This is a genomic window from Nocardioides sp. S5 (genome assembly GCF_017310035.1).
Classification (GTDB): Bacteria; Actinomycetota; Actinomycetes; order Propionibacteriales; family Nocardioidaceae; genus Nocardioides.
The window spans coordinates 2,947,829-2,970,860 of record NZ_CP022296.1 but is presented as its reverse complement, the minus strand read 5'-3'; the positions used below and the strand labels follow the sequence as shown (position 1 = coordinate 2,970,860).

Sequence of the window (23,032 nt, the reverse complement as noted above, 5' to 3'; positions counted from 1 at the left end):
GCGTGGGACACGCTCGATCTGGTTGACGGTGGAGCGAAGTGGAGTACTGTGGTGCGAAGTGGGGGACAGGGTCGATCTTCCCGCCGAGCAAGGGGAGGTGCCGGATGTTCTTCGGCACCTACACGCCCAAGCTCGACGAGAAGGGCCGGCTCTTCCTCCCGGCGAAGTTCAGGGACGAGCTGACGGAGGGACTCGTGGTGACCAGGGGGCAGGAGCGCTGCCTCACCGTCTGGTCGCTGGAGGACTTCGGCCGGCTCACCGATCGGCTCCGCGAGGCGCCGGTCACGCAGAAGAACACCCGTGACTACGTCCGCATGCTGTTCGCCGCCGCCAGCCAGGAGGTGCCGGACAAGCAGGGACGCATCAACATCCCGGCTCCCCTGCGGGAGTACGCCTCGCTCCGCAAGGAGTGCGTCGTCATCGGGTCGATGAACCGGATCGAGATCTGGGACCCGACCGCGTGGGCGACCTACTCCGAGGAGCAGGAGCAGAAGTTCTCCGAGCTCAGCGACGAGGTCTTCCCCGGCATCTGAGAACCACCGGCAGCACAGCACTCCAACTCCACAGCTGACGTCGCGACCCGTATCACCAGGTCTCGAGCCCGCTCCCTCGCGTGGCCATCTGGGGCACTTCCCCGGCACCAGAGGGCCTCCCCAAAGCAGGGAGCGGGCAGGGACCTGGTGCGGCGGCTCGCCCCGTGCCACACGGCGGGGAGTGTCAGCCGCACCGCCAGCACCGTCAGCACCCGTCAGCCAGCACGCACCAGCACCACCGAGCACCAGTGGGGTCGAGACCATGAGCAGCACCCAGCCCTTGGGACGCACCGCGGCGAGGCCGCTGCGGGTGCGCGACCAGGCGCGCGAGGCGGCTGCCCTGATCGCGTTCTCGGCCGCCACGGCCTCCTGCCTCGCAGTGGCGCTCCTGCTGCTCACCCACCTGGGCTCCCAGGGCTGACTCGATGATCACTCCCAGCCACGCCCCGGTGCTGCTCGACCGGGTCGTCGCCCTGCTGGCGCCTGCGCTCGAGGCACCCGGCTCGGTCTACGTCGACTGCACGCTCGGCCTCGGCGGCCACAGCGAGGCGGTCCTCGAGCGCATCCCGCACGCCCGGGTCATCGGCATCGACCGCGACCCCGAGGCGCTGCGGATGTCCTCGGAGCGCCTGGCCTCCCACGGCGACCGCTTCACCGCCGTCCACGCCGTCTACGACGAGCTCCCCGAGGTGGTCGGGTCGCTGGGCCTCGACCACGTCGACGCGGTCTTCTTCGACCTCGGCGTCTCCTCCATGCAGCTCGACGTGCGCGAGCGCGGCTTCGCCTACTCCGAGGACGCGCCGCTCGACATGCGCATGGACCCCACCGCGGGCCCGACCGCGGCAGACCTGCTCAACACCGCCACCCCGCAGGAGCTCACCCGCATCCTGCGTGAGTACGGCGAGGAGAAGTTCGCCAGCAAGATCGCCCGCGAGGTCGTACGCCGCCGCGACACCACCCCGTTCACCACGAGCGCCGACCTCGTCGAGCTGCTCTACGCGACCATCCCCGCCCCGGCACGCCGTACGGGCGGCCACCCGGCGAAGCGCACCTTCCAGGCCCTGCGGATGGCGGTCAACGACGAGCTCGCCGTGCTGCGCCGCGCCATCCCTGCCTCCCTCGAGGTGATCGGGGTGGGCGGTCGCGTGGTCGTGGAGTCCTACCACTCCCTCGAGGACCGGCTGGTCAAGCGCGCCTTCGCCGACGCCACGCGCCTCGACGTGCCCCACGACCTGCCCTTCGTGCCAGAGGGCGCCGAGCCTGCCCTGCGCCTGGTCACCCGGGGCGCCGAGCAGGCCGACGAGCACGAGATCGCCGAGAACCCCCGGGCCGCCTCCGTCCGGCTGCGCGCCGTCGAGCGCGTGCGTCCCACCACACGACCCGCCTCCCGCTTCCTTCCCCCTGGAGCCGTCAGATGAGCAGTCCCGTCCCGCAGCCCCGGACCCGCGTCACCCGGATCGCCCAGGAGGCCGTCGACAAGGCGCGCCTCTCGGTCGTGCCCCGGGTCCGCACGCGCGCGCCCCGGGTGCCGTTCGTGACGCTGGTCAGCCTGGTGCTGGTCGGTGGCATCGTCGGGCTCCTCCTCTTCAACACCTCGATGCAGCAGGCGTCCTTCACAGCGTCGGCGCTGGAGACCCAGGCCGACACCCTCGCCGGTCGTGAGCAGACGCTGCGCATGGAGCTGGACGAGCTGCGCGACCCGCAGCGCGTGGCGCTGCAGGCCCAGCAGATGGGCATGGTGATCCCGCCGGCGCCGGTCTTCCTCGACCTCGAGACCGGGAAGACCAGCGGGGTCCGCACGCCGGCCACGAAGGACGACGCGATCCAGCTGGTCCCGCCCGCCCCGCCCATGCCCGCCGTGCTCGCACCGGCGCCGACGGTCGTCGAGGTCCCGCCGGCGGCGGCCGCAACGGAGCCGGTGGTGGAGGAGCAGGCCCAGGCCACCGAGCGCCGGAAGAAGAACCGCGACCGGTGACGGCGCGGTCCCACGGATCCACGCCGCACCGCCCATAGATTTGCTGTCAGGCACCGGAGCAAGCGCCGGGGCCGGGAACGAGGGAGACCAGTGCCGAGCAACCGCACCGGCCATGGCAAGCGCGGCGCCTCACGCGGAGCGCCGATGCTGCGACTGCGCATCGGGTTCGTCCTCATCGCGATCGTCCTGTCGTTCTTCGGTGCGCGGCTGGTCCAGCTCCAGGGCGTCGACCCCCAGGCGTACGCCCTGCGCGCCGCCGCCGAGGGTGCGGCACGGGTGACGCTGGTCGCCGAGCGCGGCGACATCCTCGACCGCAACGGCGTCCCGCTCGCGGACTCCATCAAGGGCAAGATGGTCGTCGCTGACCCCACGCTCACCGCCGACCGCGCCCCCGAGATCGCCCGTCTGCTGTCCGACCGGCTCTCCGTCGACTACTTCCGGACGCTGACGGCTCTGCGGGGTCGGCAGGAGGGAAGCCGCTACGAGTACGTCGCGCGCCGCGTCCCGAGCACGCTCGCCAGCGACACCCTCGCCGAGATCGACGCGGCCGGCTTCTCCGGCATCAGCCTCCAGGACGACCCGATCCGCGACTACCCGGCCGGCGACGTCGCGGCCAACCTGCTCGGCTACATGGGCACCGACGAGCCGCTCGGCGGCTTCGAGCGCACCTTCGACGAGCAGCTGGCCGGCGTCGACGGCGAGGCCACCTGGCAGTCCACCTCCGGCAAGGGCGTACGCATCCCGCTGCGCGAGAGCACCCTCAAGGCCGCGCAGAACGGCGCGCCGCTGCGCACCACCATCGACCGCGACCTCCAGTGGTTCACCCAGAAGGTGCTCGCCGAGACGATCCAGCAGTACCGCGCCGCGAGCGGCAGCGCCATCGTGATGGACACCCGCACCGGCGAGATCCTCGCCCTGGCCGACGTCCCCACCTTCGACGCCAACGAGCCGTCCGAGGCCGACGAGGAGGACCTCGGCTCCCGGGCCATGAACGACACCTACGAGCCCGGCTCGGTGCAGAAGGTGCTCACCGCCGCCTCGCTCATCGATGCCGACAAGGCCTTCGCCCGCCAGAGGTTCAAGGTGCCGGGCAGCCTGCCGCGCCAGGACCGGGTCATCGGCGACTGGTTCGACCACGGCAACATCCGCCTCACCCTGGCCGGCATCATCGCCAAGTCGTCCAACATCGGCACGGTCCTGGCCGCCGACGCCTTCTCCCCGGTGGAGCTGGTCTCCTACCTCCAGCGCTTCGGCCTGGGCCAGCGCACCGACATCGGCGTGCGCGGCGAGACGGCCGGCATCCTGACCGCGGGCGAGGCGATGACCTCGCAGACGAAGGACCGCGTCGCCTTCGGCCAGTCGCTGTCGGTCAACGTCGCCCAGATGGCTGCCGCGGTCAACACCATCGCCAACGGCGGTGTCCTGGTCTCCCCGAGCATCATCTCCGGCTCCGCGGTCACCGACGACGGGACGACGGTCGGCACCGACGTCGCCACCCGCACCCGCGTGGTCAGCAAGCAGGCTGCGCGCGCCACGGCGAAGATGATGGAGAAGGTCGTCGACCCCGAGGACGGCGTCGCGCCGGCCGCGCAGGTCCCGGGCTACCTCGTCGCGGGCAAGACCGGCACGGCGCAGCGGGTCAACCCCGACACCGGTCTCTACGACGGCAGCACCTCGGTCTCCTTCGGCGGGTTCGCCCCGGCCGACGACGCCCGCTTCACCGTCTACGTCGTCATCCACGCACCCAAGGGCGATGCCGGCGGCGGCTCGACGGCCGGCCCGGTCTTCTCCCGGATCATGGGCTACGTCCTGGGCCGCTACGGCGTGGAGCCGACCGGCGGGAAGCCGTCGCGTCTCCCCGTCGAGTGGTGAGTCGATACGCTCCCTCGGTGGACCATCCAGTCGACCAGCCCGCCGAGGCGACGAGTGCCACCCGGCCCCTTCTGCCCCCGGCGACGCCCGCCACGGAGCTCGCCGAGTGGCTCGCGACCGTGACCGACGTGGACGTCCACGGCGACCTGGGCGCCGGGGTGTCCGGCGTCTCGCTCAGCACGGCCCGGGTGCAGCCCGGTGACCTGTACGCCGCCCTCCCGGGCACGCGTGCCCACGGCGCGACCTTCGCCGGCCAGGCGATCGAGGCGGGCGCGGTCGCGGTGCTGACCGACCCGGCCGGCCTCGACCTGCTGCCGCAGGGCACGCCGGCGATCGTCGTGCCCAACCCCCGCCTCGTGCTGGGACGCCTCTCGGCCCGGGTCTACGGCGACCCGGCGCGCGGGCTGCGCGTCATCGGCGTCACCGGCACCCAGGGCAAGACCACCACCACCCGCATCCTCGAGCAGGGCCTCACCACCTCCGGCGTGACGTCGGCCGTGATCGGCACCGTCGGCACCCGCATCGCCGGGCACGACGTGAAGACCCAGCTCACCACCCCCGAGGCGCCGGACCTGCACGGGCTCTTCGGCCTCATGCGCGAGCGCGGGGTGGAGGCCTGCGCGATGGAGGTCTCCAGCCACGCCCTCGTGCTCGGCCGCGTCGACGGCGTGGTCTTCGACGTCGCGACCTTCCTCAACCTCGGGCGCGACCACCTCGACTTCCACTCCGACCTCGACGACTACTTCGCCGCCAAGGCCGGTCTCTTCACCCCGGGGCGCGCACAGGTGGGCCTGACCAACGTCGACGACGAGTTCGGTCGCCGGCTGCTCGACGTGGCGACGATCCCCATGTCGACCTACTCCTCCCGTGGCGCGGACGCCGACTGGCGTGCGGTCGACGTCGCGCTGACCCCGTCGGGCGCGACCTTCACCGTGGTCGGACCGGGCGTGGAGGTCCCCGCGGGGATCGGCATCCCCGGGGAGTTCAACGTCTCCAACGCCCTCGCCGCGATCGCGTCCGCGGCCCTCGCCGGCCTCGACCCCCGCTCGGTCGCCGACGGCATCGCCGGCGTGAGCGGTGTGCCCGGCCGGCTCGAGCCGGTGGCGGCCGGCCAGGACTTCACCGTGGTCGTCGACTACGCCCACAAGCCCGACGCCCTCGAGGCCGTGCTCACCACCCTGCGTCCGCTGACGGACGGACAGGTGATCGCCGTCGTCGGCGCCGGCGGTGACCGCGACACCCTCAAGCGTCCACTCATGGGCGAGATCGCCTCACGGCTGGCCGACGTGCTGGTCGTGACCGACGACAACCCCCGCACCGAGGACCCCGCCGCCATCCGTGCCGCCGTGCTGGCGGGCGCAGACGGCCCGGCCGAGGTGCTGGAGATCGGCGACCGCCGCCTGGCGATCCGCGAGGCCGTACGCCGCGCTGCTCCCGGCGACGTCGTGCTGGTCGCCGGCAAGGGCCACGAGAGCGGCCAGGAGGTCCACGGCGTGGTGCAGCCCTTCGACGACCGCGTGGTGGCCCGCGAGGAGATCGCGGCCCGGGAGGACCTCCGATGATCGAGATGACCCTGGCCGAGGTCGCCGACGTCGTCGGGGGCACCGCGCACGGCGACGCCGTCGTCACCGGCGGCGCGTTCCTCGACACCCGCACCCCCGAGCCCGGAGGCCTGTTCGTCGCGCTCGTCGGCGACCGCGTCGACGGGCACGGCTTCGCCGCCGCGGCAGGGGAGGCCGGTGCCGTGGCCGTGCTCGGCAGCCGTCCCACCGACCTGCCGACCGTCGTGGTCGACGACGTGACCGTCGCGCTGGGCCTGCTGGCGCGCCACGTCGTGGACCGCCTGGACGTGGTCGTGCTGGCGATGACCGGCTCCCAGGGCAAGACCGGCACCAAGGACTACCTCGCCCACCTCCTCGCCGAGTCCGGTCCGACGGTCGCCACCCGCGGGAACTTCAACAACGAGCTCGGGGTGCCGCTGACGGTGCTGCGCGCGACGCCCGAGACCCGCTTCCTCGTCGTGGAGATGGGCGCGCGCGGCGTCGGCCACATCGCCCGGCTCTGCGACATCGCGCCCCCGCACGTGGCCGCGGTGCTCAACGTCGGCACCGCGCACATCGGCGAGTTCGGCAGCCGGGAGGCGATCGCCGAGGCCAAGAGCGAGATCGTCGAGGCGCTCGCGCCGGACGGCACCGCGGTGCTCAACGCCGACGACGACCTCGTGCGTGCCATGGCAGCGCGCACCTCCGCAGGAGTCACGACGTTCGGCGTCGAGGGGGCTGACGTCGCCGTCGGCGAGGTCACCACCGACGACCTCGGTCGGCAGTCCTTCGAGCTCGTCCACCGCGGGTCGGGGGCCACGGTCCACCTCGCCCAGGTCGGGGCCTTCCAGTGGCACAACGCCGCGGCCGCCGCGGCCATGGCTCTCGCGGTCGGCCTCGACCTCGACACCGTGGCCGACGCGCTCGGCGACGCCGAGCCCGCGAGCCGGTGGCGCATGGAGCTCGGTGAGCGCGCCGACGGCCTCGTCGTGCTCAACGACTCCTACAACGCCAACCCCGAGTCGGTCCGCGCTGCGCTCGACACGCTCGCCGGGATCGGCGCGCGCAGTGGTCGGCGTACGGTCGCGGTGCTGGGGGAGATGCTCGAGCTCGGTGACGGCGCCCGGGCGGCCCACCACGACGTCGGGGCGTACGCCGCCGAGGTCGGCGTCGACGTGCTGGTCACGGTCGGCCCGGCCGCGGACCCCATCAGCGAGGGCCACGACGCCGCCGGAGGCGGGGGAGTGAGCATCCCCACGGCGGGGCGTGACGCGGCGATCGACTGGCTGCGGCACAATGTCTCGGCTGCTGATGTCGTCCTGGTGAAGGCATCACGGGGGGCGGCGCTGGAACTGATCGCCGAGGAGCTCCTCCTGCCGGAGGACGAAGGGAGTCGCACCAGATGAGAGCCATCCTGTTCGGAGGAGGACTCTCCCTGCTGATCTCCCTCCTCGGCACCCGCTACGCGATCCGCTTCTTCACGCGCCAGGGGTTCGGCCAGCCGATCCGCGACGACGGCCCCACCACCCATCACGTCAAGCGCGGGACCCCGACCATGGGCGGCGCGGTGATCATCCTCGCGACCGTCATCGGCTACTTCGCCGCCAAGCTCATCACCGGCCAGGCGCCCACGGCCTCGGCCCTCCTGCTGCTCTTCCTGCTCGTCGGGATCGGCGCGGTCGGCTTCCTGGACGACTTCCTCAAGGTCAGCCGCCAGCACAACCTCGGCCTGCGCAGCCGCGCCAAGATGATCGGCCAGACCGTCGTCGGGCTGGTCTTCGCCTACCTGGCCCTCTCGCCGGCGCTCGAGGACGAGCGCGGCTGGCGACCGGCGTCGGACCACCTCTCCTTCATCCGCGACTACGAGGGGATCACCCTCCCCGCAGTGCTGGCGATCCTGCTGATCTGGCTCATCGTCACGGGCGCGAGCAACGCGGTGAACCTCGCCGACGGACTCGACGGGCTCGCGGCCGGTGCCTCGATCCTGGTCTTCGCGGCCTACACGCTGGTCAACATCTGGCAGAACAGCCAGTCGTGCGCCCTCGAGGCGGGCCCCAAGTGCTACGAGGTGCGCGACCCGCTCGACCTCGCGGTCGTCGCCGCGGCGATCACGGGTGCCTGCTTCGGCTTCCTGTGGTGGAACGCCTCGCCCGCCCAGATCATGATGGGCGACACCGGCTCGCTCGCCCTCGGCGGCGCGATGGCCGGCTTCGCGATCATGACCCGCACCGAGCTCCTCCTCGTCGTCATCGGCGGGCTGTTCGTGGCCATCACCCTGTCGGTGATGATCCAGGTCTCGGTCTTCAAGCTCAGCCGCGCCAGCGGGCTGGTCCGGTCGGTCTTCAACATCCAGGCCGGCCACCGCGTCTTCCGGATGACCCCGCTGCACCACCACTTCGAGATGCTCGGCTGGGAGCAGGTCACCATCGTGATCCGCTTCTGGATCGTCACCGGCCTCGCGGTCGCCACCGGCCTCGGCCTCTTCTACGCCGAGTGGGTCGCGGGCGTTGGATAGTCACCCCACGACGTTCTTCGTCTCCTCCGCTTCGCTCCTCCGCCGAACAACGCCGCGGGGACCCCGATGACGGCCGATGTCCTCGGGCTGGGTGGGACCAGCGACTGGTCCGGCGTACGCGTCGTGGTCGCCGGCTTCGGCGTCTCCGGCTACGCCGCGGCCGACAACCTGCTCTTCCTCGGGGCCCAGGTCACCGCGCTCGACGAGACCACGAGCGAGGAGAAGGCCGAGAAGGCCCAGCTCCTCGAGACGCTGGGGGCCACCGTCCGCCTCGAGCCCGGGGCCACCGACGTGCTGCCCGACGGTGTCGACCTGGTCGTGACCTCGCCCGGCTGGCGCCCGACCGCGCCGCTCCTGGCGCAGGCCGCCGAGCGTGGCGTCCCGGTCTGGGGCGAGGTGGAGCTCGCCTGGCGCCTGCGCGACCCCGAGCACCAGGCCCCCTGGCTCGCGGTCACCGGCACCAACGGCAAGACCACGACCGTGCAGATGCTGCAGTCGATCCTCACCGCCGCCGGCCTGCGCGCCGCCGCGGTCGGCAACGTCGGACTGCCGATCGTCGAGGCCGTGATGGACCCCGAGCCCTACGACGTGCTCGCCGTGGAGCTGTCGAGCTTCCAGCTCCACTACACCCACTCGATGTCCGCGGAGTCGGCCGTCGTGCTCAACGTCGCCGAGGACCACCTCGACTGGTACGCAGACGAGCCGGGCGCCCCGTCGGGGATGGACCGCTACGCCGCCGACAAGGCGCGCATCTACGAGCGCGTGCAGCGCGCCTGCGTCTACAACCTCGCCGACCCCGCCACCGAGGCGATGGTGCGCGAGGCCGACGTGGTCGAGGGGGCCCGCGCCGTCGGCTTCACCCTCGGCACGCCGTCGTCGGGTGACGTCGGGATCGTCGACGACCTCCTCGTCGACCGGGCGTTCATCGACGACCGCGCCTCCAGCGCCGCCGAGCTCTGCACCCTCGCCGACCTGGCCTCGCCCGCGCCCCACTTCGTCGCCAACGCGCTCGCCGCGGCGGCGCTCGCCCGCGCCCACGGCGTCAGCCAGCAGGCGGTGCGCGACGGGCTGCGTGCCTTCCGCCCCGACGGGCACCGCATCGCCCACGTCGCCGAGTCGCAGGGAGTGACCTGGATCGACGACTCCAAGGCCACGAACCCGCACGCCGCGCAGTCGTCGCTCGGGGCATTCGAGCACGTCGTCTGGGTCGCCGGCGGTCTGGCCAAGGGCGCACGCTTCGACGACCTGGTGCTCGCCGCCCGCGACCGGTTGCGCGGCGTGGTGCTGCTCGGTCGGGACCGCGCGGTCATCGCCGACGCTCTTTCGCGACACGCGCCCGATGTGCCCGTCATCGACGTGGGCGCGGACGAGAATGGTGCTCCGATGGAGCGCGTGGTCGACGCCGCAGCCGGGCTCGCCAGGTCCGGTGACACGGTGCTGCTGGCGCCGGGATGCGCCTCCATGGACATGTTCCTCAACTACGGCGCGCGCGGCGATGCGTTCGCGGACGCCGTGCACGCCCACATCGCCCGCCACGACCAGACCTGACTGCCATCCGGAGGGGAGCCGCGACGATGACCACCGCGAACCCCGAGGACGTCGCCGTCGGCCCCGAGGCCTCGACCGCCGGTGTGCGAGCGCCGCTGGGCTCCGGGATCGCCGCCGCGTGGCGGTGGGTCCGCGACGCGGTCGCCTCGACCACGGGTGCGGTGCGTGACGCGCTGGAGAAGCCGCTGGCCTCCTACTACCTGCTGCTGGGCTCCTCGGCGCTGCTGCTCACGATCGGCCTCATCATGGTGCTGAGCGCGTCCAGCGTGCGGTCGTTCCTCCTCTACGACGACTCCTACGCCGTGGTGAAACGCCAGCTGCTCTGGGTGGTGGTCGGGCTGCCGTGCGCGTGGGTCGCTTCGCGCCTGCCGATCAAGCACGTGCGCCGCCTGGCCTATCCCGGCTTCCTGCTGACGCTCGTGCTGCTGGCGCTCGTGGCCCGCTTCGGCGTGCTGATCAACGGCAACAAGAACTGGCTGGCCGTCGGCCCCTTCACCATGCAGCCGGCCGAGGTGGCCAAGCTCGCCATCGTGCTGTGGGCGGCCAACATCTACGCCCACAAGGAGCGCCGGCTGCGCGAGCTCCACCACCTCCTCGTGCCGGTGGTGCCCGGCCTCTTCGCCGTCATCGGGCTCGTGCTCGTCGGTCGCGACCTCGGCACCGCGATGGTCCTCGCCGCGATCCTGCTCGGCATGCTCTGGGTGGTGGGTGCCCCCATGCGGCTCTTCGGCCTGAGCCTGTCGGTGCTCGGCGTCGCCGGTGTCGCGCTCGCCGCGACCGACGGCGAGCGACTCCAGCGCATCACCCACTTCACCGATCCGTTCAAGGACTACACCGACGCCGGGTGGCAGCCCGCGCACGGCCTCTACGCCCTGTCCAGCGGGGGCTGGCTGGGACAGGGGATCGGCGCCTCGACCCAGAAGTGGGGCGACCTTCCCGAGGCCCACACCGACTTCATCTTCGCGGTGCTCGGCGAGGAGCTCGGCCTGGTCGGCACGCTGCTGGTCATCGCGCTGTTCTTCACCATCGCCTATGCCGCGATCCGCGTCGCGCTCACCACGCAGGACCCGTTCGTGCGCTACGCGACCTTCGGCATCGTGGTCTGGCTGCTCGGGCAGATGATGATCAACGTCGGCATGGTGCTGGCCGTCCTGCCCGTCATCGGCATCCCGCTGCCGATCGTCTCCTACGGCGGCTCGGCGCTGCTGCCGTCGCTGGTGGCGCTCGGCCTGGTGATCGGCTTCGCCCGCCGCGAGCCCGAGGCGGCGGCCGCGCTGGCGGCGCGCCGGCGCAACCGCTCCGCGGGGCTGTCCGCCGCGACCCCCTCCGACCCGCATCGCTAGATTTGCCCTGATGCGCGTACTCCTCGCCGGCGGCGGCTCCGCCGGCCACACCTCACCCCTGCTCGCCACCGCCGACGCCCTGCGCCGCCTGGACCCGGCGACGGAGGTGACCTGCCTCGGCACCCGGGAGGGGCTGGAGGCCCGACTGGTGCCGGAGGCCGGCCTGCCGCTCGAGCTCGTGCCTCGGGTCCCGCTGCCGCGTCGCCCGGGCGCCGACCTGCTCCGTACGCCGACCCGCCTCCGCGCCGCGCGTGCCGCCGCCCTCGAGGTGGTCGACCGGGTGCGTCCCGACGTCGTCGTCGGCTTCGGCGGCTACGTCTCGGTCCCGGCCTATCTCGCCGCACGCAAGCGGGGGTTGCCCATCGTGGTCCACGAGGGCAACGCGATCCCCGGCATCGCCAACAAGCTCGGCGCGCGCATGACGCAGCACGTCGCCACCAGCTTCCCCGGCACCGACCTGCCCCACGCGGTCTGCACCGGCCTGCCCATCCGGCGGCTCGTCTCGACGCTGGACCGCGGTGCCCTGCGCAGCGAGGCGCTCGCGTCGTTCGGCCTGCGCGACGACCTGCCCACCCTCCTGGTGACCGGCGGCTCGCAGGGAGCCGCCCGCATCAACGCCGCCGTCTCCGGTGCAGCACCCGCGCTCGCCGCGGCCGGCGTACAGGTGCTCCACATCGTCGGGCCGAAGAACGAGCTCGAGGTCGCGTCGGGCGAGGTCCCCTACGTCGTGGTCAACTACGTCGACCGGATGGACCTGGCCTACGCCGCCGCCGACGCGGTGCTGTGCCGCTCCGGCAGCAACACCGTCACCGAGGTCTCCGGGGTCGGCCTGCCCGCGATCTACGTCCCGCTCCCGATCGGCAACGGCGAGCAGGCGCTCAACGCCCGTCCCGTCGTCGACGCCGGTGGGGGCCTGCTGGTCGCAGATGCCGCCCTGACCCCGGAGTGGGTCGCGGCGAGCGTGCCGGGGCTGATGACCGACGCCGCACGCCTGGCGGCGATGGGGGCTGCGGCCCGCGGGGTCATCCCGCTCGACGCCGACGAGCTGCTCGCGCGGATGATCCTCGATGCCGCTGCAACGGGAGCGACCCCGTGAGGATCCCGGTCCCCGACGAGATCCTTCCCGCCTCCGATCTCGGACGCGTCCACTGCGTCGGCATCGGCGGGGCGGGCATCTCCGCGATCGCCCGCATCATGGCCGCCCAGGGCGTGCCCGTGACGGGCAGCGACGACCACGACACCCCCTTCCTGCCTGCGCTGCGCGAGCTCGGCGTCACCTGCCACCTCGGCTACGACGCCGCGCACGTCGGCGACGCCGACACGCTCGTGGTCACCACCGCCGCCCGCGAGGACAACCCGGAGGTCCTCGAGGCGCGGCGCCGCGGCCTGCGGATCCTGCCGCGCTCGGCCGGGCTCGCCGCCGTGATGGCCGGCTCCCGGGTGCTCGCGGTCGCCGGCACGCACGGCAAGACGACGACCACCGGCCTGCTCACCTCGGCCCTCCTCGCCGCCGGCGTCGACCCGTCGTACGCCGTGGGTGGGGTGCTGACCGCCACGGGCCGCAACGCCGACGCGGGCAGCGACGACCTCTTCGTGGCCGAGGCCGACGAGAGCGACGGCGCCTTCCTGGTCTACCGGCCCCACGCGGCGATCGTCACCAACGTCGAGGCGGACCACCTCGACAACTGGGGCACCGAGGAGGCCTACCACCGCGCCTTCGACGACTTCGCCGACACCATCGACCGCGCCGGCTTCCTGGTGTGCGTCGTGGACGACCCGGGCGCCGCGCTCCTGGCCGGACGCGCACGTGCCGCGGGCCTCGAGGTCGTCACCGTGGGGGAGTCGGACGACGCCGACCTCCGCATCGAGGGCCTCACCCTCGACGGATCCACGTCCGTGTGCCGCGTCCGCCGCGACGGCGCGGATCTCGGCGAGCTGCGCCTGCGCATCCCGGGTCGCCACTACGTCCTCGACGCCGTCGCCGCCCTGGCCATGGGCCTGCGCCTCGGCTGCGCCTTCGACGACCTCGTCGCCGGCCTCGGCGCCTTCACCGGGACCGGCCGGCGCATGGAGCTCAAGGGCGAGGTCGGGGGAGTGCGGGTCTACGACTCCTACGCCCACCACCCCGTCGAGATCCGCGGCGACCTCGAGGCCGCCCGCGCGCTGGCCGGCGAGGGGCGCGTCGTGGCCGCGTTCCAGCCGCACCTGGTCTCCCGCACCCGGATCTTCGGGGAGGCGATGGGTGCGGCCCTCGGGGCGGCCGACGAGGTCGTGGTGCTCGACGTCTACGTCGCCCGCGAGGAGCCCGACCCGGCCGTCACCGGACGGCTCGTCGCCGACGCCGTCCCGCTGCCGGCCGGGCAGGTCGCCTACGTCGACGGGCTGACGTCCGCTGCCCACGCCCTCGCCGAGCGGGCCCGTCCCGGCGACCTCGTCATCACCCTGGGCGCCGGCGACATCACCGGCGTCGGACCGCAGGTCCTCGACCTCCTCGGGGGTGCGTGAGTGGAGCGCGAGGAGCGCACCTCCCAGCGCACCCGCCGCCGCTTCGCGCGCCGCCAGTGGGCCCGTCGCTGGCTCTCGCTGCGCTACGTCCTCGTCGTGCTCGCGCTGGTGGGGCTCCTCGCCACCTCGGCCTGGCTGGTGTTCTTCTCCGCGACCCTGCAGGTGCAGAAGGTCGAGGTGGTCGGCAACGACCTGCTCAGCGACGCGCGGGTGCGTGAGATGGCGGACCTGCCGCTGGGGGAGCAGCTCGCCCTCGTCGACCTCGACCGCGCCGACGCGCGCGTCGGCTCGCTGGCCGAGGTCCGATCGGTCGACGTCACGCGCGCCTGGCCGGACGGCGTACGCATCGAGGTGGTGGAGCGCACGGCCGTGGCCGTCGTCGACATCTCCGGACGACTGCGCGGGCTCGACGCCGACGGCGTGGTGTTCCGCGAGTACCGCACGGCGCCGAAGGGCATGCCGCGCATCCGCCCCGGCGCCGCGGCCGGCACCGACGCGTTGAAGGAGGCCGCGACCGTCGTCTCGGCCCTGCCGCAGGACCTCGCCTCACGCGTCGACCACGTCGAGGTGGCCACCGTCGACCAGATCACCCTGGTGATGCGCGACCAGCGTCGGGTGATGTGGGGGAGCGCGGAGGAGTCCGCGCTCAAGGCCCAGGTGGTCGACCGGCTGCTGGCCGCGCAGCAGGCGTCGGTGTACGACGTCAGCGTGCCCGGCAACCCGACGATCCGCTGAGGGTCCGACTACTGCTGAAACACGCAGATCGGTGGGCGTGTCCACCGGGCTTTCGGCGTGCCCGGTGCCTAGGGTCTAGCGAAAGGCGAGGTTGACATAACTATAACCCTCAGGTTCACGGTTAGGGTTCCGCGGATCCCGAGGGCAGCAGTCGAGCAACCCGTCACCAGAACTTTCTCAGCACACCTCTCAAGGAAGGCCCCGGAGCCGTGGCAGCAGCGCAGAACTACCTGGCGATCATCAAGGTCGTGGGCATCGGTGGCGGCGGCGTCAACGCCGTCAACCGGATGATCGAGGTCGGCCTCAAGGGCGTCGAGTTCATCGCGATCAACACCGACGCCCAGGCACTCCTCATGAGCGACGCCGACGTCAAGCTCGACATCGGCCGCGAGCTCACCCGCGGCCTCGGCGCCGGCGCCAACCCCGACGTGGGCGCCAAGGCGGCCGAGGACCACGCCGACGAGATCGAAGAGGTCATCAAGGGCGCCGACATGGTGTTCGTGACGGCCGGTGAGGGTGGTGGCACCGGCACCGGCGGCGCCCCCGTCGTGGCGCGCATCGCGCGCTCGCTGGGCGCGCTGACCATCGGCGTCGTGACCCGTCCGTTCGCCTTCGAGGGGCGTCGTCGCGCCAACTCCGCGGAGGAGGGCATCAGCCAGCTCCGCGAGGAGGTCGACACCCTCATCGTGATCCCCAACGACCGGCTGCTCTCGATCACCGACCGCAGCGTGTCGATCCTCGACGCCTTCAAGCAGGCCGACCAGGTGCTGCTCCAGGGTGTCTCGGGCATCACCGACCTGATCACCACGCCCGGCCTGATCAACCTCGACTTCGCCGACGTGAAGTCCGTCATGGCCAACGCCGGCTCGGCCCTGATGGGCATCGGCTCGGCGCGTGGCGAGGACCGTGCGGTCGCCGCGGCCGAGATGGCCGTCTCCAGCCCGCTGCTCGAGGCGAGCATCGAGGGCGCGCACGGCGTGCTCCTGTCGATCGCCGGCGGCTCCGACCTCGGCCTGTTCGAGATCAACGAGGCCGCGGCGCTGGTCTCGCAGGCCGCGCACGCCGAGGCCAACATCATCTTCGGCGCCACCATCGACGACGCGCTCGGTGACGAGGTGCGGGTGACCGTCATCGCCGCCGGCTTCGACGGCGGCATGCCGAAGCGACGCTCCGACGGCAACGTGCTGCGTCAGGGCCAGCCCGCCCAGACGCAGGAGCAGACCCGCGCCGCCGCCCAGCAGCTGGCCGGGGGCTCGTCGACGCCGTCCGGCCACGGTGCTGGCCAGCAGGGGCAGGGCCGACCCTCGGCCCCCGCCCAGACGACGTTCGCCCCCTCGGCTCCGTCCCAGCAGTCCGCTCCGTCCCAGCAGTCCGCTCCGTCGCCGTCCTCCACCCCGTCGCCGGCCGCCCCCGCGCAGCCGCGCCAGGCGCGCCAGGTGCAGTTCGACGACGACGAGCTCGACGTGCCCGACTTCTTGAAGTGAGCACGTGAACCTGCGCCACCGCGACCGGATCGAAGGCGACCTCGTGATCGAGGTCGCCTTCACCGACGTCTCCCTCAGCCTCGGCGACGCCGCCGAGCCGGCCGTCCGTGACGAGGCGCTGCGCCTGGTCGCGGAGGAGTCGGGTGCGACCCCGGTGCTCATGCACCAGGTCCACGGTGCCGGCGTCGAGCTGGTCGAGGCCCAGGGCGTCGCGCCCACCTGCGACGCCCTGGTCACCTCGCGGTCGGGCGTCGCCCTGGTCGCCCGTGCCGCCGACTGCGTCCCGGTGCTGCTGGCCGACCCCGCCTCCGGCTGGATCGCCGCCGTGCACAGCGGCCGCCCCGGCCTCGCCGCCGGCGTGGTGCCCTCGGCGATCGCCGCCCTGCGCGAGCACGGTGCGGACCCGAGCGTCGCCTGGATCGGACCCCACGTGTGCGGCGCCTGCTACGAGGTCCCCGCCGACCTGCAGGACGAGGTCGCCGCCGTCGTGCCGGAGTCCCGCTCCACCACCTCGTGGGGCACTGCGGCGCTCGACCTCGGCGCCGGTGTCCGCGCGCAGCTCGCCTCCGCCGGCATCGCCGACGTCCGCTCGGTCGACGCCTGCACGCGCGAGGACACCTCGTGGCCGTCCCACCGGCGCGACGGTGCCGCCTCGACCCGCTTCGCCGGCGTCATCTGGAGCCACCCGTGACCGCCCGTGCGGACGAGGTCGCCGCCCGCCTCGACGACGTACGCCGTCGCATCCGCGACGCCTGCGCGGAGGCCGGGCGACCGGACGGCGACGTGTCGCTCGTGGTGGTCACCAAGTTCTTCCCCGCCTCCGACGTGCGGCTGCTGGCCGACCTCGGCGTCACCGACGTCGGCGAGAACCGCCACCAGGAGGCCGAGGCCAAGGCGCGCGAGTGCGCGGACCTCGGCCTGCGCTGGCACTTCATCGGCGGCCTCCAGTCCAACAAGGCGGCCGCCGTGGCGTCGTACGCCGACGTGGTGGAGTCGCTCGACCGCACCAAGCTCGTCGGGCCGCTCGCGCGGGGCGCCGGTGCGCGAGGGCAGGAGGTCGACGTGCTCCTCCAGGTCAGCCTCGACCCACCGGGGGCGGGCCACCGTGCCGGTGCCGACCCCGAGGACCTGGCTCTGCTCGCCGACGCGGTGGGGGAGTCCGCGGACCTGCGGCTGCGCGGGCTGATGGCCGTGGCGCCGCTCGGGGAGGACCCCGCAGAGGCCTTCGCGCGCCTGGCGCGGATCCGCACCACCTTCCTCGAGGCCCACCCGGACGCCACGGTGCTGTCCGCGGGGATGAGCGGCGACCTCGAGCAGGCCATCAGCCACGGCGCGACACACGTGCGTGTCGGGTCCGCGGTCCTCGGTGAGAGGCCCGCGGTCAAGTAGTGTCCACATCAGTCAAGTGGCGCCCGGACCCGGGCGCCCGGTCTACCGGAGGATCTGTCTCATGAGCGGCGCGATGCGCAAGATCGGCGAGTACCTCGGCCTGCTCGAGGACACGGGCCACTACGACGACTACGACAGCGACACCGAGACGACGACCCAGGAGGCTGTCGACCAGCGTCCGGTCGCGCGCGAGCGTCGCCCTGCCCCCGTGTCCGACCTCGCCGAGCGCCGTCGTCCGGCCCCGGTCCAGACAGGAGTCGTGGCTGAGTTGAGCCGCATCACCACCCTGCACCCCCGCAACTACAACGAGGCCCGCCTCATCGGTGAGAACTACCGTGACGGCACGCCCGTGATCATGAACCTCAGCGAGATGGACGACAACGACGCCAAGCGTCTCGTCGACTTCGCCGCCGGCCTCATCTTCGCGACCCGGGGCACGATCGAGCGGGTGACTAACAAGGTCTTCCTGCTCTCGCCGCCCAACGTCGCGGTCTCGGCCGAGGACAAGCAGCGGATCGCCGAGGACGGCTTCTTCAACCAGAGCTGAGGCACTCTCTACCCGTGTACTACTTCGGCCTCACCCTCTACGTCGTCCTCTACCTGTTCATCGCGCTGCTCTGGATCCGGTTCATCGTCGACTGGGTCCAGGTCTTCGCGCGGCAGTGGGAGCCCCGTGGTCCCCTGCTCGTGGCGCTGGAAGGCGTCTACTCCGCGACGGACCCGCCGATCGTGGCCCTGCGCCGCGTGATCCCGCCGCTGCGGATCGGCTCGGTCGCCCTCGACCTGAGCTTCATCCTCGTGCTCGTCACGGCCTGGCTGCTGCTGAGGGTGGTCGCCACCCTCTTCCTGTCGGCCTAGGCTGAACCATCCGCCACACGGGTCACTGTGCCCTGTGGATCCCCGGGCGCTATTGTCTCCTGACAGCAGAGCCACCGTGATATCGATCGTGAAAGTTTGGGTGAGGTCATGCCGCTGACGCCTGAGGACGTGAGCAACAAGCGCTTTACGCCCGTACGCCTCCGTGAGGGCTACGACATGGGCGAGGTCGACCAGTTCCTCGACGAGGTCGAGGCAGAGCTCGCGCGGCTCACCAAGGAGAACGACGACCTGCGGTCGAAGCTCTCCGCTGCCCAGTCCGGCGCGTCCGCTCCTGCACCTGCGACCACGTCGTTCGCGCCGGCCGCACCCGAGCCGGAGCGGGAGCCCGAGCCCGAGCCCGAGCCGGAGCGCGCCGCCCCGGCGGCCGTCGCCGCCGCGCCGGTCCAGACGGCTCGCGTCAGCAACATCGCCGACGCGTCCAACGCCGCAGCCCGTCTGCTCGAGATCGCCACGCGCAACGCCGACGAGCTCGTCGAGGACGCCAAGAACGAGGCCGACCGCATCGTCGGCGCCGCGCGCACCAAGGCCGAGCGCCTCGAGGCCGAGTCGAAGACCAAGGCCGACCGCATGGAGGCCGACGCCCGCCAGCGTTCGCAGATGCTCGACTCCGAGACGGCCGAGCGTCGCCAGCAGATGTTCGGCGACCTGGAGAAGGAGCGCGACAAGCTCAACAGCGACGTCGAGACCCTTCGCCAGTTCGAGCGCGAGTACCGCTCCCGCCTGAAGACCTACTTCACGCAGCAGCTCGAGGCCCTGGCCAACGGCAGCGAGAGCCAGGCTCCGGTCGACAGCTCGAGCGCGCCGAAGCGCCTGCGCTCGGTGCTCGGCGACGACGAGAGCTGAGCACGTCACGCAGGCTCGAACACGCCTGTGAACAGGAGGACGGTCACCCGAGAGGGTGGCCGTCCTCGCATTTCGGCGAGCCAGTGTTGGAACCCCCGCCCCCAGCGGCTAACCTCCCTGCCACGTGTGGTTCCCGCCACACCCGATGCATGGCTGGAGGCCCTCGGAGATGGCTGGCACGCGCAAGTCCCTGGCCGGCACTGCCGCGGCCGCTGCCAAGCGGGTGATCGGTCGCCGCGGCGCCGCACCCGAGGCCCCCGCGCCGGAGGCCGCGCCGGCGAAGAAGGCGGCGCCGGCCAAGAAGGCCCCGGCCAAGAAGGCGGCGCCGGCCAAGAAGGCCCCGGCCAAGAAGGCCCCGGCCAAGAAGGCTGCCGCGAAGAAGGCGGCTCCCGCGAAGGAGGCGGCGCCCGCGAAGAAGGCGGCGCCCGCGAAGAAGGCGGCGCCCGCGAAGAAGGCGGCGCCCGCGAAGAAGGCGGCGCCCGCGAAGAAGGCGGCGCCCGCGAAGAAGGCGGCGCCCGCGAAGAAGGCTCCGGCCAAGAAGGCTCCGGCCAAGAAGACTGCTCCAACCTCGTCCGCCCCGACCCCGAAGGCTGCTCCTGTGACCAAGGCCGTCCCCGCGTCCGCCGAGAAGGCTGCGCCCGTGAAGAAGGCCCGCAAGGCCACCCCCTCCACCCTCGTCGTGCTCGAGGGCGAGGACGCCTGGACCCGCGCCGAGCTCAACGAGGTCGTCAAGGACCTGCGCGAGCACCGCGAGCGCCTCGCCACCTCGGTGGACCAGGCCGAGGAGGAGCTGGCCAACCTCATGCGCGACGCCGGCGACGGCGCGGGCCACGACCAGGCCGACGTCGGCGCCACGAGCTTCGAGCGCGACCACGAGCTCACGGTGCTGGCCAAGGAGCGCGAGACCCTCGGGCAGCTCGACCGGGCCCTGGCCCACATCGACGACGGCACCTACGGCGTCTGCGACTCCTGCGGCAACCCCATCGGCAAGAATCGGTTGATGGCGGTGCCCCATGCCACACTGTGCCTGACATGCAAGCAGCGCGAGGAGCGTCGCTGAGTTCCAGCGACACAGTCCAGGACGACCCGTCCCGTCGGCGTCCCCGTGCCCTGCTGCTGTTCGCGTCCGTCGCGTTGGTGGCGTACGCCCTCGACCTCGGGTCGAAGCAGTGGGCACTCGCCGAGCTGGCCGACGGTGACATCGCGGTGCTGGGCGACTGGTTCGTCCTCCACCTGACGTTCAACCCCGGCGCGGCGTTCAGCACGGGCACCGACTTCACCATCGTGTTCACCGGCCTGGCCGTGGTCGCGGTCGTGGTGGTCCTGTGGCTGAGCCGTCGCATCGCCAGCACGGGCTGGGCGCTGGCCCTGGGCTTTTTGCTCGGTGGCGTCGCCGGCAACCTCACCGACCGCCTGGTGCGCCAGCCCGAGCCGCTGCACGGGCACGTCGTCGACTTCCTGATGCTGCCCAACTGGCCGGTCTTCAACATCGCCGACATCTGCATCAACCTCGCGGCCGGGTTGATCATCCTGCAGACCTTCCGCGGGATCGCCCTCGACGGCACCCGGGAGTCCGACGCATGAGCACCCACACCGAGCAGCGCACCGTGCTGGTGCCCGACGGCCTGGCCGGCGAGCGCGTCGACGCTGCCATGGCGCGGATGTTCGGGTTCTCCCGCACCAAGGCCGCCGACCTCATCGCGCAGGGCCACGTGCTGGTCGACGGCTCGGGCGTCGGCAAGAGCGACCGGGTCCACGCCGGCTCCATGCTCGACGTCACCATCCCGGCCGAGCGCGACCCGCTGGAGGTGAAGGCGGAGATCGTCGAGGGCATCCGGATCATCCACGACGACGACGCCATCGTGGTGATCGACAAGCCGGTCGGCGTGGCCGTCCATCCGTCGCCGGGCTGGCGCGGTCCGACCGTCGTGGGCCACCTCGCCGGCGCCGGCTACCGCATCTCGACCTCCGGTGCGAAGGAGCGCGAGGGCATCGTCCAGCGACTCGACGTCGGCACGTCCGGTGTCATGGTCATCGCGAAGTCCGAGCGCGCCTACTCGGTGCTCAAGAACGCTTTCCGCCACCGCACGGTCGACAAGACCTACCACGCGCTCGTGCAGGGCCACCCGGACCCGCTGTCCGGCACGGTCGACGCCCCCATCGGGCGCCACCCCCAGCACGACTACAAGTTCGCCGTGATGGGCGACGGTCGCCACAGCATCACCCACTACGAGACCCTCGAGGCCCACCGGTTCGCCAGCCTGCTGGAGGTCCACCTCGAGACCGGTCGCACCCACCAGATCCGGGTGCACATGAGTGCGCTGAAGCACCCCTGCGTCGGTGACCTGACCTACGGCGCCGACCCGACCCTCGCCCAGCGGCTCGGGCTCGAGCGCCAGTGGCTGCACGCGATGCGCCTCGGCTTCGAGCACCCCGAGACCGGCGACCACGTCACCTACGAGTCCACCTACCCCGACGACCTCGCGCACGCGCTCGAGGTCATCCGTGACTTGTCCTGAGGAACGAGCGAAGCGAGTGTCTCGAAGGGTGAGCACCGAGCCGGTCCTGCGTCCGGCCACGGCCGCTGACCTCCCGGCACTCGCCGAGGTCCACCTCGCCGCCCGTGCGGCAGCGGGTGCGGCCTTCCCGCCCGCGGTGCACCCCGACCACGAGGTGCGCACGTGGGTCGCCGGCTGGGACCTGGCGGCGTACGACGTCCGCGTGGCCGAGCTCGACGGCCGGGTCGTCGGCTACTCCCGGGCCACGCCGACGTGGCTCGACGACCTCTACGTCGCCCCCGGCGCGCAGGGCAGGGGAGTGGGCACCGCCCTGCTGCGCGACGCGCTGGCGGGGCACCCCGACGGTGTCGGGCTGTGGGTCTTCGAGTCCAACCGGCCCGCTCGCGACTTCTACGCCCGCCACGGCTTCGTCGCCCTCGAGCGCACCGACGGGTCGGCCAACGAGGAGCGCGCGCCCGACATCCGGCTCGTGTGGCCCGGCAACGACCCGGTGGCCTGCTTCCGCGCGATGATCGACGAGGTCGACCTCGTGCTCGGCGACGTGCTCGCGCGGCGTACGGCGCTCACGCGGGCCGTGCAGGCCGTCAGGCCCACCGGTGAGCGGGACCCCCGCCGCGAGGCCGAGATCGCCCGACGGATCGCCGAGGTCGTCCCCGAGCTCGGCCAGGATCGTGTGGCACGCATCGTCGACGTGATCATCACCGAGTCCCTCGACGCCGCCCGGAGTGACGCCGCCGAGGGTGGAGCCGCCGGTCGCTAGGTCGGGCCGTACGCTCCACTGTCCGGTGCTGTGGGGCACGATGGTTCGGTGCTGCCGCGTCCCGGGGAGGTCCTCCACTTCAGCGAGGACGCGGCGATCGAGCGATTCGTGCCGCACGTGGCGGCCACCGCCCAGCAGCCGGAGGCCTACGTGTGGTCGGTCGACGCCCTCAACGCCCCCTGCTACTGGTTCCCGCGACAGTGCCCCCGGGTCTGCTCGTGGGGCGACGGCGTGCAGAGGGTCCACGCGATCGAGGACGCCTGGCTCGACGCGATGCGGGCGACGCGGCTGTACGCCTACCGCTTCGCCGCCACGGACTTCGAGGCCTTCGGTGACCGACCGCACGCCCACGTGACCACCCGGCCGGTGTCGCCGCTGGGGCCGCCCGATGAGGTGGGCGACCTCGTCCGGCTGCACCACGAGCAGGGCATCGAGCTGCTGGTGCTGCCCGACCTGGACGACCACTTCGCCGGCGTGCGCGCGCAGGGGCTGGAGTTCTCCGGGATCCGCCTGGGCAACGCCGGCGTCGGCCCGGCCGGTCCGTTCCCGGCCCAGCGCTGAGCCCGCGGCCGACAGGGGCAGGATGGGCCC

Annotated in this window: 24 protein-coding genes; all 24 read left to right on the top strand. The window is 72.5% G+C overall.

The window, feature by feature from the left end; genetic code table 11:
* Nucleotides 1-104 precede the first annotated feature (104 nt).
* Nucleotides 105-533: a division/cell wall cluster transcriptional repressor MraZ gene (mraZ, locus tag CFI00_RS14680; protein ID WP_056607086.1), complete on the top strand. Its 429-nt coding sequence runs from the start codon at nucleotides 105-107 to the stop codon at nucleotides 531-533.
* A gap of 262 nt (nucleotides 534-795) precedes the next feature.
* Nucleotides 796-954 carry a hypothetical protein gene (locus CFI00_RS14675; protein WP_207081838.1) on the top strand — a complete coding sequence of 53 codons (159 nt, stop codon included), beginning with the start codon at nucleotides 796-798 and terminating at the stop codon, nucleotides 952-954.
* A 4-nt stretch (nucleotides 955-958) separates the two neighbouring features.
* Nucleotides 959-1,951, top strand: a complete 993-nt coding sequence (rsmH, locus tag CFI00_RS14670; RefSeq protein WP_207081837.1) for a 16S rRNA (cytosine(1402)-N(4))-methyltransferase RsmH — start codon at nucleotides 959-961, stop codon at nucleotides 1,949-1,951.
* On the top strand, nucleotides 1,948-2,508 hold the full coding sequence (locus CFI00_RS14665; RefSeq protein ID WP_207081836.1) for a hypothetical protein: 561 nt from the start codon (nucleotides 1,948-1,950) through the stop codon (nucleotides 2,506-2,508). Before rsmH ends, CFI00_RS14665 begins: the two co-directional genes overlap by 4 nt.
* A gap of 90 nt (nucleotides 2,509-2,598) precedes the next feature.
* The gene (locus CFI00_RS14660) at nucleotides 2,599-4,380 is read left to right on the top strand and encodes a penicillin-binding protein 2 (RefSeq protein ID WP_242532407.1); all 1,782 of its coding nucleotides are present in this window, start codon (nucleotides 2,599-2,601) and stop codon (nucleotides 4,378-4,380) included.
* 17 nt (nucleotides 4,381-4,397) lie between these two features.
* Nucleotides 4,398-5,942: a UDP-N-acetylmuramoyl-L-alanyl-D-glutamate--2,6-diaminopimelate ligase gene (locus tag CFI00_RS14655; protein WP_242532406.1), complete on the top strand. Its 1,545-nt coding sequence runs from the start codon at nucleotides 4,398-4,400 to the stop codon at nucleotides 5,940-5,942.
* Complete coding sequence (murF, locus tag CFI00_RS14650; RefSeq protein ID WP_207081835.1) at nucleotides 5,939-7,327, top strand: UDP-N-acetylmuramoyl-tripeptide--D-alanyl-D-alanine ligase; 1,389 nt, start codon at nucleotides 5,939-5,941, stop codon at nucleotides 7,325-7,327. Before CFI00_RS14655 ends, murF begins: the two co-directional genes overlap by 4 nt.
* Complete coding sequence (gene mraY, locus CFI00_RS14645) at nucleotides 7,324-8,436, top strand: phospho-N-acetylmuramoyl-pentapeptide-transferase (RefSeq protein ID WP_207081834.1); 1,113 nt, start codon at nucleotides 7,324-7,326, stop codon at nucleotides 8,434-8,436. The genes murF and mraY overlap by 4 nt, the downstream gene beginning before the upstream one ends.
* Nucleotides 8,437-8,502: 66 nt before the next feature.
* Nucleotides 8,503-9,984 carry a UDP-N-acetylmuramoyl-L-alanine--D-glutamate ligase gene (gene murD / locus CFI00_RS14640; protein WP_207081833.1) on the top strand — a complete coding sequence of 494 codons (1,482 nt, stop codon included), beginning with the start codon at nucleotides 8,503-8,505 and terminating at the stop codon, nucleotides 9,982-9,984.
* Nucleotides 9,985-10,010: 26 nt separating this feature from the next.
* Entirely contained in the window at nucleotides 10,011-11,327 is a 1,317-nt protein-coding gene (gene ftsW / locus CFI00_RS14635; RefSeq protein ID WP_207081832.1) for a putative lipid II flippase FtsW, read from the top strand.
* 10 nt (nucleotides 11,328-11,337) lie between these two features.
* A complete protein-coding gene (gene murG, locus CFI00_RS14630) occupies nucleotides 11,338-12,423 on the top strand; it encodes an undecaprenyldiphospho-muramoylpentapeptide beta-N-acetylglucosaminyltransferase (protein WP_207081831.1) in 1,086 nt (361 codons plus the stop codon).
* Nucleotides 12,420-13,832 (top strand): UDP-N-acetylmuramate--L-alanine ligase, encoded by a 1,413-nt coding sequence (gene murC, locus CFI00_RS14625; protein ID WP_207081830.1) that lies wholly within the window; start codon nucleotides 12,420-12,422, stop codon nucleotides 13,830-13,832. Before murG ends, murC begins: the two co-directional genes overlap by 4 nt.
* Nucleotides 13,833-14,567 (top strand): FtsQ-type POTRA domain-containing protein, encoded by a 735-nt coding sequence (locus tag CFI00_RS14620; protein ID WP_207081829.1) that lies wholly within the window; start codon nucleotides 13,833-13,835, stop codon nucleotides 14,565-14,567.
* 209 nt (nucleotides 14,568-14,776) lie between these two features.
* Complete coding sequence (gene ftsZ, locus CFI00_RS14615; protein ID WP_207081828.1) at nucleotides 14,777-16,051, top strand: cell division protein FtsZ; 1,275 nt, start codon at nucleotides 14,777-14,779, stop codon at nucleotides 16,049-16,051.
* Nucleotides 16,052-16,055: 4 nt separating this feature from the next.
* Complete coding sequence (locus CFI00_RS14610) at nucleotides 16,056-16,742, top strand: polyphenol oxidase family protein (protein WP_207081827.1); 687 nt, start codon at nucleotides 16,056-16,058, stop codon at nucleotides 16,740-16,742.
* Nucleotides 16,739-17,440 carry a YggS family pyridoxal phosphate-dependent enzyme gene (locus CFI00_RS14605; protein ID WP_207081826.1) on the top strand — a complete coding sequence of 234 codons (702 nt, stop codon included), beginning with the start codon at nucleotides 16,739-16,741 and terminating at the stop codon, nucleotides 17,438-17,440. Before CFI00_RS14610 ends, CFI00_RS14605 begins: the two co-directional genes overlap by 4 nt.
* Nucleotides 17,441-17,501: 61 nt before the next feature.
* Nucleotides 17,502-17,987, top strand: a complete 486-nt coding sequence (gene sepF / locus CFI00_RS14600; protein WP_207081825.1) for a cell division protein SepF — start codon at nucleotides 17,502-17,504, stop codon at nucleotides 17,985-17,987.
* 14 nt (nucleotides 17,988-18,001) lie between these two features.
* A complete protein-coding gene (locus CFI00_RS14595) occupies nucleotides 18,002-18,298 on the top strand; it encodes a YggT family protein (RefSeq protein ID WP_207081824.1) in 297 nt (98 codons plus the stop codon).
* A 108-nt stretch (nucleotides 18,299-18,406) separates the two neighbouring features.
* Nucleotides 18,407-19,162, top strand: a complete 756-nt coding sequence (locus CFI00_RS14590; protein WP_207081823.1) for a DivIVA domain-containing protein — start codon at nucleotides 18,407-18,409, stop codon at nucleotides 19,160-19,162.
* Between the two features lie 169 nt (nucleotides 19,163-19,331).
* Complete coding sequence (locus tag CFI00_RS14585; protein WP_207081822.1) at nucleotides 19,332-20,222, top strand: TraR/DksA family transcriptional regulator; 891 nt, start codon at nucleotides 19,332-19,334, stop codon at nucleotides 20,220-20,222.
* The gene (gene lspA / locus CFI00_RS14580; RefSeq protein ID WP_207081821.1) at nucleotides 20,195-20,746 is read left to right on the top strand and encodes a signal peptidase II; all 552 of its coding nucleotides are present in this window, start codon (nucleotides 20,195-20,197) and stop codon (nucleotides 20,744-20,746) included. Before CFI00_RS14585 ends, lspA begins: the two co-directional genes overlap by 28 nt.
* Nucleotides 20,743-21,681, top strand: coding sequence for an RluA family pseudouridine synthase (locus tag CFI00_RS14575; protein ID WP_207081820.1), 939 nt, complete (start codon nucleotides 20,743-20,745; stop codon nucleotides 21,679-21,681). Before lspA ends, CFI00_RS14575 begins: the two co-directional genes overlap by 4 nt.
* Before the next feature lie 28 nt (nucleotides 21,682-21,709).
* Entirely contained in the window at nucleotides 21,710-22,441 is a 732-nt protein-coding gene (locus tag CFI00_RS14570) for a GNAT family N-acetyltransferase (RefSeq protein WP_207081819.1), read from the top strand.
* A 48-nt stretch (nucleotides 22,442-22,489) separates the two neighbouring features.
* The gene (locus CFI00_RS14565; protein WP_207081818.1) at nucleotides 22,490-23,002 is read left to right on the top strand and encodes a DUF6886 family protein; all 513 of its coding nucleotides are present in this window, start codon (nucleotides 22,490-22,492) and stop codon (nucleotides 23,000-23,002) included.
* Nucleotides 23,003-23,032: the final 30 nt, after the last annotated feature.